This is a genomic window from Ectopseudomonas toyotomiensis, assembly GCF_900115695.1.
GTDB classification, from domain to species: Bacteria; Pseudomonadota; Gammaproteobacteria; order Pseudomonadales; family Pseudomonadaceae; genus Aquipseudomonas; species Aquipseudomonas toyotomiensis.
The window spans coordinates 45617-58542 of the sequence record NZ_FOXK01000002.1 but is presented as its reverse complement, the minus strand read 5'-3'; the positions used below and the strand labels follow the sequence as shown (position 1 = coordinate 58542).

Below are 12926 nucleotides of genomic sequence, written 5' to 3'. Positions count from 1 at the left end.
GTAGGAGCGGCTTCAGCCGCGAAAATCACGCTGCTGAAGCCGCACCCTTTCACTGAATAATCAGATTGTTGAACAGCAGGTCTTCGACAATCGGCTTGCCCTCTTCACCATTGATCGCGTCCTGCACCTTCTTCAAGGCTTCCAGGCGCAGGTTCTCACGGCCATCGGGAGCGTTGATGGTCTCGCTGGTCTGCGCCGAAAACAGCATCACCATCTGATGGCGGATCAGCGGTTCATGCTGCTTGAGCTTCTCCTCGGCCTCGGTACCGGTCACCCGCAGGGATACATCGGCCTTGAAGAACTTCAGGCGATTGCCTTGATCCGCCAGGTTGCCGATCAGCGCTGGCGTCAGGTTGTGATAAATCGTCGCAGGAGCCTCCTCCTTCTTTTCCGAAGAGGCCAGGGCAGGCAGGCAGATCGACAGGCTCAGTAGCAGGGCGGTCAACAGTTTCACGTTCGGCACTCCATCGGGGATGTGCCTAGCATAGCCATCCACAGGCCCGCACCCAAGTCCGGCGCTTATGCCGACCTATCAGGCATCGGCATGCTCGTTGACCCTCAGCGGGCGCTTTCTACACTGCATGGCACCCTGCAAGAGGAATGACCTTCATGAAAGCCCTGCTGTGCAAAGCCTTCGGCCCCGCCGATACCCTGGTACTGGAAGACCTGCCAAGCCCCGAGCCGAAAAAGAACGAGGTGCTGATCGAGGTGCAGGCCGCCGGGGTCAACTTCCCCGACACGCTGATCATCGAAGGCAAATACCAGTTCAAACCGCCCTTTCCCTTCGCCCCGGGTGGCGAGGTAGCCGGTGTGGTCAAGGCCGTCGGCGAGAAAGTCAGCCATCTGCGCGCGGGTGATCGGGTCATGGCGTTGACCGGCTGGGGCGGCTTCGCCGAAGAGGTCGCCGTGCCGGCCTACAACGTGCTACCGGTGCCCAAGAGCATGGACCTGACCACCGCGGCGGCCTTCGGCATGACCTACGGCACCTCGATGCACGCCCTCAAGCAGCGCGCCAACCTGCAACCGGGTGAAACCCTGCTGGTGCTCGGCGCCTCCGGCGGCGTCGGCCTGGCGGCTGTGGAAATCGGCAAGGCCATGGGCGCCAAGGTCATCGCCGCAGCGAGCAGCGCCGAGAAACTGGAAGTGGCGCGCAAAGCCGGCGCCGATGAGCTGATCAACTACAGTGAGCAGAGCCTAAAGGACGAGGTGAAAAAGCTCACCGGCGGCCAGGGCGTCGACGTGATCTACGACCCGGTGGGCGGCACGCTGTTCGCAGAAGCCTTCCGCAGCATCGGATGGAACGGCCGCTTCCTGGTGGTGGGCTTCGCCGCCGGCGGTGGCATCCCGGCGCTACCAGCCAACTTGCCGCTGCTCAAGGGCGCCTCCCTGGTCGGCGTGTTCTGGGGCTCCTTCGCCCAACGCCAGCCGCAAGACAACGCAGCGAACTTCCAGCAACTGTTCGCCTGGCATGCCGAAGGCAAGCTCAAGCCGCTGGTCTCGCAGACCTTCCCGCTGGAGCGTGGCGGCGAAGCCATCGATGCCCTCGGCCAGCGCAAGGCTGTAGGCAAGCTGGTGGTGCAAATTCGCCAGGGAGCCTAGGGGCGGTAAGGCCCGCCCCTGCGACGCCAAGCCTTGTGGGGTGGACCGTTACCCCACACCAACCACCGCTGGTGGGCCAACGCCCACTCTACGGGCTGCCAGATCCAACTGGCGGCCTGCGCAAAATGGGCGACGGCAACGAGCTGGAAGTTGCCGGTCCGTCAGCGACGAAGGCTCATATGTATCCCAGCAGCACCAGCACCAGCACGATGACCAGCACCAGTCCCAAGCCACCAGTAGGCCCGTAGCCCCAGCCGCGGCTATGGGGCCACGCGGGGAGCGCACCAACCAGCATCAGAAGCAGAATGATCAGCAGTATGGTTCCCAAGCCCATGACAATCTCCTCGCATGTCTGTGGCGGCCAAAGAAGGAGCGGCGCGCCTGGAACCGGCAGCGCTTATGCGGCTGCCGTTCGTACGCAGGGCATGACCATGCTGCGAGGCCAATATCTGGCAATGCTCTCGATACTTCGCCATCCCTCTGCATCAGTTACGACTCGGCAGCGAATCGGAAAGTGCCAACTTTAAATTGGTGGCGCAGAGCCAGGACGTGACAACGAAAACCCATGGATTGGCTGAGGCAGAGCGCTGGGGGATATTTCGCCCCTCCCGCTGAAACCAGGCGGATAAGCGGCCGACCGTTTTGCTCAGCGCGAGACGATCGGCAAGGTGGCGTGACGCTTCTCTGAACTGCCTGGGGCGGGAGCACCCACCAAGCTAGTCTGCGCCCTATGGTTACGGCCGCGGCGCGTAGGCGAACACGTCGGCGCGCATCTGGTGGGCGTCCATCCCCGCTTCGACCAGCGCATCGAGCGTGGCATAGACCATCGCTGGCGAGCCGCTGGCATAGACGTGCAATGCCTTGAGATCCGGGAAATCCTGGCGCACCGCTTCGTGCAGCAGGCCGCAACGACCCTGCCAGCCGCACTGGTCGCTGACCACCTGATGCAGGTGCAGATTATCCAACTGTTGCCACTCTGCCCAATGTGGTAGCTCGTAGAAATCCTCGGGCCGACGCGCGCCCCAGTACAGATGCACCGGATGGGCAAAACCCGCCGCGCGGCAGTGCTCGATCAGGCTGTGCATCTGGCCCATGCCAGTGCCGGCAGCGATCAGCACCAGCGGCCCATCGGGCAGGTCGGCGAGGTGGGTGTCACCGTAGGGCATCTGCACACGAGCCATGCCGGTGCTGCGCAGATGCTCCAGCAGGGCAATGCTGCTGTCTTCGCGGGCGAGGATATGCAGCTCCAACTCACGTCCGGCGTGTGGCGCCGAAGCCAGGGAAAAGGCCGCCATCTCGCCATCCGGGCGCTGCAGCAGCAGGTACTGTCCGGCGTGATAACGCGGCACTTTGCCGGCCGGGGCGCGCAGACACACGCGGAACACATCGCCACCCACCGCCTGACATTCGGTCACCTGGCAGTTCAGCTCGCGCACCGGCAACTCACCCGGCGCCAGCACACCATCCCAATGCAGCACGCAGTCTTCCAGCGGCTCGGCCAGACAGGTGAACAGCTCGCCGTGATCCAGCTCGGCGCCGTTCTGCCGCACCCGCCCCTCCACCAGCAGCGCGGCGCAGATATGGCAGTTGCCATTGCGGCAGCTCTGCGGGCAGTCGTAGCCCAGACGGCGGGCGCCATCGAGAATGCGTTCGCCCGGATGCAGCGCGAGGGTGACGCCAGAAGGTTGCAGGGTGACGTTCATCAATCGATTCCCAGCTCGCTCCACAGCGCGTCGACACGCGCCACCACGGCTGGATCCTTCTCGATGGCGCGGCCCCATTCGCGGGTGGTCTCGCCCGGCCACTTGTGGGTGGCGTCCAGGCCCATCTTCGAGCCAAGGCCGGAGATCGGCGAGGCGAAGTCGAGGTAGTCGATCGGCGTGTTGTCGATCATCACCGTGTCGCGCTTGGGGTCCATGCGCGTGGTAATCGCCCAGATCACGTCATTCCAGTCCCGTGCGTTGATATCGTCGTCGGTGACGATAACGAACTTGGTGTACATGAACTGTCGCAGGAACGACCAGACACCGAGCATTACGCGCTTGGCGTGGCCCGGGTACTGCTTCTTCATGGTCACCACCGCCATGCGGTAGGAACAGCCTTCCGGCGGTAGGTAGAAGTCGGTGATCTCGGGGAACTGCTTCTGCAGGATCGGCACGAACACTTCGTTCAGCGCCACGCCGAGGATCGCCGGCTCATCCGGCGGCCGGCCGGTGTAGGTGCTGTGGTAGATCGGATCGCGGCGCCGGGTGATACGCTCGACGGTGAACACCGGGAAGGTGTCGACCTCGTTGTAGTAGCCGGTGTGATCGCCGTAGGGGCCCTCCGGCGCGGTCTCGCCCGGATGGATCACGCCTTCGAGCACGATCTCGGCACTGGCCGGCACCTGTAGTTCGCTGCCAACCGCCTTGATCAGCTCGGTGCGATGGCCGCGCAAGAGGCCGGCGAAGGCGTATTCGGAGAGGGTATCGGGCACTGGCGTCACGGCGCCGAGAATGGTCGCAGGATCGGCACCCAGCGCGACACAAACCGGGTAAGGCTTGTCCGGATGCTTCTGGCACCATTCGCGGTAATCCAGCGCGCCGCCACGGTGGCTGAGCCAGCGCATGATCACCTTGTTGCGGCCGATCACCTGCTGGCGGTAGATCCCAAGGTTCTGCCGCTCCTTGTTCGGGCCCTTGGTGATGGTCAGGCCCCAAGTGATCAGCGGCGCCACGTCGCCCGGCCAGCAGTGCTGGATCGGCAGTTTGCCCAGGTCGACGTCGTCGCCCTCCTCGATCACCTCATGGCAAGGCGCGTCCTTGACCACCTTGGGCGCCATGGAAATGACCTTCTTGAAGATCGGCAGCTTGCTCCAGGCATCCTTGAGCCCCTTGGGCGGCTCAGGCTCCTTGAGAAAGGCCAGCAGCTTGCCGATCTCGCGCAGTTCGGACACCTCTTCGGCACCCATGCCCAGGGCTACGCGCTTGGGCGTGCCGAACAGATTGCCGAGCACTGGCACATCGAAGCCTGTGGGCTTTTCGAACAGCAGTGCCGGGCCGCCCTTGCGCAGGGTGCGGTCGCAGATTTCGGTCATTTCCAAAACGGGCGATACCGGGGTCTGGATGCGCTTGAGTTCACCGCGCTTTTCCAGTTCACGGATGAAATCGCGCAGGTCGCGATACTGCATGCAGGAGCCTCGTGTCGGACAGGCAAGAGTCGGCCGCAAAGTTTAGCGCCGAAGTCGGGCTTTCAGAAGGCTTGAAAGCCTCCAGATACCACAAGGCCGGGTTTCCCCGGCCTTGTGGCAAGACATGAACCGCTTACTTGCGCTTCATCGACAGGAAGAACTCATCGTTAGTCTTGGTCGCTTTCAGCTTGTCGATGAGGAACTCGATCGCCGCAATCTCATCCATCGGATGCAGCAGCTTGCGCAGGATCCACATGCGCGACAGCTCTTCTTCACCGGTCAGCAGTTCTTCGCGGCGGGTGCCCGACTTGTTGATGTTGATCGCCGGGAACACGCGCTTCTCGGAAACACGGCGATCGAGGATCAGCTCCATGTTGCCGGTGCCCTTGAATTCCTCGTAGATCACTTCGTCCATCTTCGAGCCGGTTTCCACCAGCGCGGTAGCGATGATGGTCAGCGAGCCGCCTTCTTCGATGTTACGCGCGGCGCCGAAGAAGCGCTTCGGCTTCTCCAGGGCGTGGGCATCGACACCACCGGTCAGTACCTTGCCGGAGCTCGGGATCACGGTGTTGTAGGCACGCGCCAGGCGGGTGATGGAGTCGAGCAGGATGACCACGTCCTTCTTGTGCTCGACCAGGCGCTTGGCCTTTTCGATCACCATCTCGGCGACCTGCACGTGGCGGGTCGGCGGCTCGTCGAAGGTCGAGGCAACCACTTCGCCGCGCACGGTGCGCTGCATCTCGGTCACTTCCTCCGGGCGTTCGTCGATCAGCAGAACGATCAGGTGACACTCGGGGTTGTTGCGGGTGATGTTCGAGGCGATGTTCTGCAGCATGATGGTCTTGCCCGCTTTCGGCGGGGCGACGATCAGGCCGCGCTGGCCCTTGCCAATCGGCGCGCAGAGGTCGATCACACGGCCGGTGATGTCCTCGGTGGAGCCGTTACCGGCTTCCATGGTCAGGCGCTTGTTGGGGAACAGCGGCGTCAGGTTTTCGAACAGGATCTTGTTCTTGGCGTTTTCCGGACGGTCGAAGTTGATGCTGTCGACCTTGAGCAGGGCGAAGTAACGCTCGCCTTCCTTCGGCGGGCGGATCTTGCCGACGATGGTGTCACCGGTACGCAGGTTGAAACGGCGGATCTGGCTGGGCGAGACGTAGATGTCGTCAGGGCCGGCCAGGTAGGAAGAATCGGCGCTGCGCAGGAAGCCGAAACCGTCCTGGAGGATCTCCAGCACGCCGTCACCGGAAATTTCCTCGCCGCTTTTGGCATGCTTTTTCAGCAGGGCGAAGATGATGTCCTGCTTGCGCGAACGAGCCATGTTTTCCAGGCCCATCTGTTCGGCCATGTCCAGCAGTTCGGCAATCGGCTTTTGCTTGAGTTCGGTCAGATTCATAGGAATGACGTGATCATCGAGAGGAGAAGAAAGCTGTTAGCTTGAGAAGCCGCGCCGCAGAGAAGGCGACAGGATCGCGAACGAGTTCGTATAGGAATGAATCGGCGACGGCGTGCAGAGAGCTGCATGGAGGATGCAGCGGGGTCGAATTTAACACTGTGAAAAAACAGCGTCTAGCCCCGAAAACGAAAAAACCCCGCGAATTGCGGGGCCTCTTCCACAGCGACTTGCCTCAGATGTTGCTATCGAGGAAAGCAGCCAGCTGCGACTTGGACAGCGCGCCGACCTTGGTCGCTTCGACGTTGCCGTTCTTGAACAGCATCAGGGTCGGGATACCACGCACGCCGTACTTAGGCGGCGTTTCCTGGTTCTCGTCGATGTTCAGTTTGCAGATCTTCAGCTTGCCTTGGTATTCCTTGGCGATCTCGTCGAGCACCGGTGCAATCATCTTGCACGGGCCGCACCACTCAGCCCAATAGTCGACCAGAACCGGACCTTCAGCCTGGATGACGTCCTGGTCGAAGCTGGCGTCGCTGACGTTGGTGATGAATTCGCTCATGAGGAGTCTCCGTATATTCGGAAGCAAAAAATTGCCGGGAGGAATTTTTGACGTCGCTTGCGACGGCCCGATGGGCTGCTGCCAAGGATGACTGGCAACCAAAAAGTGGCGACATCATAGCCCGGCTTGCCTGACACCGAAAGGCACTGGCGATTGAGCCACTCAATAGTTTCAATCACCAAGCGTGATGAAGGCTATTCCAGTGCGCAGCGCTGCCGCGCGGATGTGCTGCTGCATGGCTTTCTGTGCCGGGCCGGCGGCATGCCGGGCCAGGGCCTTGAGGATCTTGCGATGTTCCTGCCAGGTTTCCTGCGCACGCTCCGGGCGGATGAACGGCAGCTTCTGACTTTCCAGGAAGATCTCGGCGCTGGAGGTAACCAGGGCGAACATCGCCTGGTTGCCGCTGGCGGCGAGAATACGCTGGTGAAACTCGAAATCCAGCCGGTTGGCCTGCTCGAAATCGCCGGCACGCAGCTCGCGGCGCATCTGCTCGACGTTGTCTTCGAGAATGTCCAGCTCCTCGGCGGTCATCACCCCGGCCGCCAGGCCGCAGGCGAAGCCCTCCAGAGCGAAGCGCAACTGGAAGGTATCGGCCGCCGACACCTGTGCGGCGAAGGGCCAGGCGAAAGCGCCGGCCGCCTCGGCCTTACTTGCCTCCTGCACGAATACACCCTTGCCGGCCTGCACGCTGACCAGGCCCAACGCGCTGAGCGACGACAGCGCCTCACGCAGTGACGCACGGCTGACACCGAGGCGCTCGGCCAGATCGCGCTGCGACGGCAGCGCGTCGCCGGGGCGATAACCCTCTTCCTCAATCAGTCGGCGGATTGCCTGCAAGGCGTATTCGGGTACCGCGCGGGGAGCAGAAGCATTCATGACTGTTCGGGCCGGTCAGTCCAGTGAAGTCGCCTTTGTACGGCCATAAGGCCGCCCCAGGCAAGCGACGCCCTCTTGTGGAACAGCCCGTCACGCGGATGCACCGAGATAGCTCAGAAACGCTTCTGACCAACTGGTCAGTTACACCAACTGTTCAGACCAGTAAGACCTTGTTTCCACTCGCCTGAAACGATGAGAGCCCTTATTTCATTGAATTTGGCACAGGCGATGCACTGCACGAGCCAGGCAAAACGCTTCAGTTTTCGTTAATTCATCGGGAGTTCGACATGCGCAAATTTCACCGCACCCTGCTGGGTACCCTGTTCGCTGCCCTGGCCTTCGGCGCCAGCACCGCTCACGCCGATGCACTCGAAGACATCAGCAAGGCCGGTGTGCTGAAGGTCGCCGTACCGCAGGACTTTCCACCATTCGGCTCGGTCGGCCCGGACATGAAGCCGCGCGGCCTGGATATCGACACCGCGCAATTGCTGGCCGACAAGCTGGCGGTGAAACTGGAGCTGACCCCGGTCAACAGCACCAACCGCATCCCCTTCCTCACCACCGGCAAGGTCGATCTGGTGATCTCCAGCCTCGGCAAGAACCCCGAGCGTGAAGCGGTGATCGACTTTTCCGCCGCCTACGCGCCTTTCTACCTCGGCGTGTTCGGCCCGGAGGACGCCGCCATCGCCAGCCTCGAAGACCTGAGCGGCAAGACCATCAGCGTCACCCGTGGCTCCATCGAGGACATCGAGCTGAGCAACGTCGCCCCGAAAGGCGCCACCATCAAGCGCTTCGAGGACAACAACTCGACCATCGCCGCCTACCTCTCCGGCCAGGTCGAGCTGATCGCCAGCGGCAACGTGGTGATGGTGGCCATCTCCGAGCGCAACCCCAAGCGCGTACCCAGCATGAAGCTCAAGCTCAAGGATTCGCCGGTGTACGTCGGCGTGAACAAGCACCAGAGCGCGCTGCTGGACAAGGTCAACACCATCATCGCCGACGCCAAGGCCGACGGCAGCCTCGAGTCGCTCAGCCAGAAGTGGCTGAAGCAGCCGCTGCCGGCCGGCCTCTGAGCCGCGCGGAGAGCTGAGCCATGGCGTATCAGTTCGATTTCGCCGCCGTCCTGCAGCACAGTGATCTGCTGCTGCAGGGCGCGGCCTTCACCCTCGGCCTGACGGCGATCGGCACCCTGCTGGGGGTCGGTCTCGGCATCGTCGGGGCGATACTGCGCGCCTGGCGCATCCGCCCGTTCGACCGGATTTTCGGCGTGTACGTGGAGCTGATCCGCAATACGCCGTTCATCGTCCAGCTGTTCTTCATCTTCTTCGGTCTGCCCTCACTCGGCGTGCGCCTGAGCGAGTGGGAGGCCGCGGTGCTGGCGATGGTGATCAACCTCGGCGCCTACTCCACGGAGATCATCCGTGCCGGCATTCAGGCCATCCCCTCCGGTCAGCTCGAAGCCGCTGCGGCGCTGGCGATGAGCCGCTTCGAGACCTTTCGCCATGTGGTGCTACGCCCGGCGCTGGCCAAGGTGTGGCCGGCGCTGTCGAGCCAGATCATCATCGTCATGCTGGGTTCGGCAGTGTGCTCGCAGATTTCCACCGAGGAGCTGTCGTTCGCCGCCAACTTCATCCAGTCGCGTAATTTCCGTGCCTTCGAGACCTACCTGCTGACCACCGCGCTGTACTTGGTCATGGCCATCGGAATTCGCCAATTGCTGGCCTGGTTCGGCCGCCGCTTCATCATGGGAGCCCGCTGATGGACTTCACCCTCTGGGACATCCTGCGCAACCTGCTCACCGGCTTGCAGTGGACCCTGCTGCTGTCACTGGTGGCCTTCGTCTGCGGCGGTATCGCCGGCCTGCTGGTGTTGCTGGCGCGGCTGTCGCCGCTATCGGCGCCGCGCATCCTGGCCCGTGGCTATATCGAACTGTTCCAGGGCACGCCGCTGTTGATGCAGCTTTTTCTGGTGTTCTTCGGCATCGCCCTGCTCGGCATCGACGTGTCGCCCTGGCTGGCTGCGGCCACCGCACTGACCCTGTTCACCAGCGCCTTTCTGGCCGAGATCTGGCGCGGCTGCGTCGAGGCCATCACCCGCGGCCAATGGGAGGCCGCTGAAAGCCTGGCCATGAGCCGCCTGGAAACCCTGCGCCATGTCGTCCTGCCGCAGGCACTGCGCATCGCCGTGGCGCCTACCGTTGGCTTCTCGGTACAGGTGGTCAAGGGCACCGCGGTGACCTCGATCATCGGTTTCACCGAACTGACCAAGACCGGCAGCATGCTGGCCAACGCCACCTTCGAGCCCTTCATGGTCTACGGCTTCGTCGCCCTCGGTTACTTCCTGCTTTGCTACCCGCTCTCGCTCGCTGCATACCGCCTGGAAAGGAGGCTGAATGTCACTGCTTAACGTCACCGCCCTGCACAAGTATTACGGCGACAACCATGTGCTCAAGGGCATCGACCTCAAGGTCGAGGAAGGCGAAGTGGTCGCCATCATCGGCCGCAGCGGCTCGGGCAAGAGCACCTTCCTGCGTACCCTCAACGGTCTGGAGTCGATCAACGATGGCGTCATCGAAGTCGATGGCGAGTACATCGACGCCGCCCGCGCTGACCTGCGCAGCCTGCGGCAGAAAGTCGGCATGGTGTTCCAGCAGTTCAACCTGTTCCCCCATCTGACCGTCGGCGAGAACGTCATGCTCGCGCCGCAAGTGGTGAAGAAAACCCCGCGCGCCGAAGCCGAGCAGATCGCCCGGCAGATGCTCAAGCGCGTCGGCCTGGCGGAGAAGTTCGACGCCTACCCCGAGCGCCTCTCCGGCGGCCAGCAGCAGCGCGTAGCCATCGCCCGCGCCCTGGCCATGTCGCCCAAGGTGCTGCTGTGTGACGAGATCACCTCGGCGCTCGACCCGGAGCTGGTCAACGAGGTGCTGGCGGTGGTCAAGCAACTGGCCAGCGAGGGCATGACCCTGATCATGGTCACCCACGAGATGCGCTTCGCCCGCGAAGTGGGTAACAAGCTGGTGTTCATGCACCATGGCAAGGTGCATGAAATCGGTGACCCCAAGGAGCTGTTCGCCACGCCACGCACGGAAGAGCTGCGCAATTTCATCGGCTCGGTGAACCTGTGAACGCACCAGCGCCCCTACCGCTGCGCATCGAGCCGCTGACCCGCGCAGCCTTCGCCCCCTTCGGCGAGGTGATCGAGACGGCCGGTGCCACGGCCTTCCCGATCAACGTAGGCACCACCACGCGCTACCACGACCTGGCCAAAGTGGAGCTGGCCGGCGAGGCGCCGCGCACCCTGGTCAACCTGTTCGAGGGTAAGGCCTGGCACGCGCCCATCGCCATCCGCATGCTCGAACGCCACCCGCTGGGCAGCCAGGCCTTTTATCCGGTGGACGGCGGGCGCATGCTGATCGTCGTCGCCCCACCAGGCGAGCTGGACGAGTCGCAGATCCGCGCCTTCATCAGCGCGCCAGATCAGGGGGTGAACTACGCCCGCGGCACCTGGCATCACCCACTGCTGTGCCTGCAGCACCCCGGCCGATTCATCGTGGTGGACCGTGGCGGCGAGGGTCACAACTGCGACGAGCAGGTGTTGAAACAGCCACTGAGTGTACTGAACCTGCAGTAATCACAGGTCTAGACCAGTTTCATGCGACAACCGTATGCGTTGGCTCATGCGCTCAGTCGTGGCAGGATGCGCGGAAATCGAACGAGATGCCGTAATCATGCCCAAAGCCCCTGCCGAGAGTTTTCCCCTGATCGCTGCCATCGACCTGGGTTCGAACAGCTTTCACATGGTGCTGGCCAAGGCCGACAATCACGAAATTCGCATCCTCGAGCGCCTCGGCGACAAGGTGCAACTGGCCGCAGGCCTGGACGACGAGCGTCAGCTCAGCGAAGAAGCGATGCAGCGCGGGCTCGACTGCCTGCGCCGCTTCGCCCAGTTCACCAACACGCTGCCGGAAGGCGCCGTACGCATCGTCGGCACCAACGCCCTGCGTGAGGCACGCAACCGCGCGGTGTTCATCCGCCGCGCCGAGGAGATCCTCGGTCATCAGGTCGAGGTAATTTCCGGTCGCGAGGAAGCACGCCTGATCTATCTCGGCGTCTCCCACAGCATCGCCGACACGCCCGGCAAGCGCCTGGTCGCCGACATCGGCGGCGGCAGCACCGAGTTCATCATCGGCCAGCGCTTCGAGCCGCTGCTGCGCGAGAGCCTGCAAATGGGCTGCGTCAGCTTCACTCAGCGTTATTTCAAGGACGGCAAGGTCACCCCGGCGCGCTACGCCCAGGCCTACACCGCCGCTCGCCTGGAACTGATGGGCATCGAACAGGGCCTGCGCCGGCTCGGCTGGGAGGACGCGGTCGGCGCCTCCGGCACCATCAAGGCCATCGGCCTGGCGACCAAGGCCGCCGGCCTCGGTAATGGCGAGGTCACGCTCGAAGGCCTGGCCTGGCTCAAGCGCAAACTGTTCAAACTCGGCGAGGTGGAGAAGATCGACCTCGACGGCATCAAGCCGGACCGCCGTGGCATCTTCCCCGCCGGCCTGGCAATTCTCGAAGCCATCTTCGATGCCTGTGACATTCAGCGCATGAGCCACTCCGAAGGCGCGCTGCGAGAGGGTGTGCTGTATGACCTGCTCGGCCGTCACCAGCACGAGGACGTACGCGAACGCACGCTGGCGGCGTTCATGGAGCGCTACCACGTCGATGTCGACCAGGCCGCACGGGTCGAGGCCAAGGCGCTGTCAGCGCTGGACAAGGTGTCCGCCGATTGGGGTCTGACCGACGACTGGCACCGCGAACTGCTGAGCTGGGGTGCCAAGGTGCACGAGGTGGGTCTGGATATCGCTCACTACCAGTACCACAAGCACGGCGCCTATCTGATCGAGCACTCCGACCTGGCCGGCTTCTCGCGCCAGGACCAGCAGATGCTCGCCCTGCTGGTGCGCGGCCACCGCCGCAACATTCCCAAGGACAAGTTCGCAGACTTCGGCGAGGAAGGCGTGAAGCTGATGCGCCTGTGCGTGCTGCTGCGCTTCGCCATTCTGTTCCACCACATCCGTGGTACGCAGGACATGCCACAGGTGCAGTTCAAGGCCGGCGACAACAGCCTGGAGATCGTCTTCCCTGAAGGCTGGCTGGCCGCCAACCCGCTGACCCTGGCGGACTTCGAAGCCGAAGCCGCGTGGCTCAGCCGTATCGATCTGACCTTGAGCGTGCGCTGATACCCCGGTGCGCATGGCGCACCCTACGGGCGCGGCTCGGCCTGTAGGGCGGATGAGACCCGCCAGGACCACAAAGCCTCCTCTCTCGCCCTTCGGGCAC

The 12926-nt window shown here is 63.2% G+C and carries 14 protein-coding genes; 7 read left to right on the top strand and 7 right to left on the bottom strand.

All coding sequences use genetic code 11. The features are described from left to right. Positions 1–49: 49 nt before the first annotated feature. Positions 50–454, bottom strand: coding sequence for a flagellar basal body-associated FliL family protein (locus BM186_RS03520; protein WP_072423524.1), 405 nt, complete (start codon positions 452–454; stop codon positions 50–52). A gap of 155 nt (positions 455–609) precedes the next feature. Here BM186_RS03520 and BM186_RS03515 point away from each other — a divergent pair, with 155 nt between their 5' ends. Continuing rightward, positions 610–1599: an NADPH:quinone oxidoreductase family protein gene (locus BM186_RS03515; protein WP_074913557.1), complete on the top strand. Its 990-nt coding sequence runs from the start codon at positions 610–612 to the stop codon at positions 1597–1599. A 175-nt stretch (positions 1600–1774) separates the two neighbouring features. Here BM186_RS03515 and BM186_RS03510 read toward each other — a convergent pair whose 3' ends face one another. The 6 genes from BM186_RS03510 to BM186_RS03485 all read right to left on the bottom strand — a co-directional run bounded on the left by BM186_RS03510 (position 1775) and on the right by BM186_RS03485 (position 7596). Beyond that, positions 1775–1933, bottom strand: coding sequence for a DUF3309 family protein (locus BM186_RS03510; protein WP_036988588.1), 159 nt, complete (start codon positions 1931–1933; stop codon positions 1775–1777). Positions 1934–2333: 400 nt separating this feature from the next. Next, positions 2334–3302, bottom strand: a complete 969-nt coding sequence (locus tag BM186_RS03505) for a CDP-6-deoxy-delta-3,4-glucoseen reductase (protein ID WP_074913556.1) — start codon at positions 3300–3302, stop codon at positions 2334–2336. After that, positions 3302–4768: a 4-hydroxy-3-polyprenylbenzoate decarboxylase gene (ubiD, locus tag BM186_RS03500; protein ID WP_059390866.1), complete on the bottom strand. Its 1467-nt coding sequence runs from the start codon at positions 4766–4768 to the stop codon at positions 3302–3304. The genes BM186_RS03505 and ubiD overlap by 1 nt, the downstream gene beginning before the upstream one ends. 133 nt (positions 4769–4901) lie before the next feature. Next, complete coding sequence (gene rho, locus BM186_RS03495; protein ID WP_003458629.1) at positions 4902–6161, bottom strand: transcription termination factor Rho; 1260 nt, start codon at positions 6159–6161, stop codon at positions 4902–4904. 232 nt (positions 6162–6393) lie between these two features. After that, positions 6394–6720, bottom strand: a complete 327-nt coding sequence (trxA, locus tag BM186_RS03490; protein WP_003458627.1) for a thioredoxin TrxA — start codon at positions 6718–6720, stop codon at positions 6394–6396. Positions 6721–6891: 171 nt separating this feature from the next. Continuing rightward, positions 6892–7596 carry a FadR/GntR family transcriptional regulator gene (locus BM186_RS03485; protein WP_072423535.1) on the bottom strand — a complete coding sequence of 235 codons (705 nt, stop codon included), beginning with the start codon at positions 7594–7596 and terminating at the stop codon, positions 6892–6894. A gap of 287 nt (positions 7597–7883) precedes the next feature. Between BM186_RS03485 and BM186_RS03480 the strand changes: the two genes are divergently transcribed. The 6 genes from BM186_RS03480 to ppx all read left to right on the top strand — a co-directional run bounded on the left by BM186_RS03480 (position 7884) and on the right by ppx (position 12826). Next, entirely contained in the window at positions 7884–8669 is a 786-nt protein-coding gene (locus BM186_RS03480; RefSeq protein ID WP_074913555.1) for a transporter substrate-binding domain-containing protein, read from the top strand. A gap of 20 nt (positions 8670–8689) precedes the next feature. After that, complete coding sequence (locus tag BM186_RS03475) at positions 8690–9355, top strand: amino acid ABC transporter permease (protein WP_074913554.1); 666 nt, start codon at positions 8690–8692, stop codon at positions 9353–9355. Next, complete coding sequence (locus BM186_RS03470) at positions 9352–10002, top strand: amino acid ABC transporter permease (protein WP_026088715.1); 651 nt, start codon at positions 9352–9354, stop codon at positions 10000–10002. Before BM186_RS03475 ends, BM186_RS03470 begins: the two co-directional genes overlap by 4 nt. After that, a complete protein-coding gene (locus tag BM186_RS03465; RefSeq protein WP_074913553.1) occupies positions 9989–10720 on the top strand; it encodes an amino acid ABC transporter ATP-binding protein in 732 nt (243 codons plus the stop codon). Before BM186_RS03470 ends, BM186_RS03465 begins: the two co-directional genes overlap by 14 nt. After that, positions 10717–11226, top strand: a complete 510-nt coding sequence (locus tag BM186_RS03460) for an ureidoglycolate lyase (protein WP_072423540.1) — start codon at positions 10717–10719, stop codon at positions 11224–11226. The genes BM186_RS03465 and BM186_RS03460 overlap by 4 nt, the downstream gene beginning before the upstream one ends. Before the next feature lie 97 nt (positions 11227–11323). Then, positions 11324–12826, top strand: a complete 1503-nt coding sequence (gene ppx, locus BM186_RS03455; protein WP_074913552.1) for an exopolyphosphatase — start codon at positions 11324–11326, stop codon at positions 12824–12826. The last annotated feature ends 100 nt before the right edge of the window (positions 12827–12926 follow it).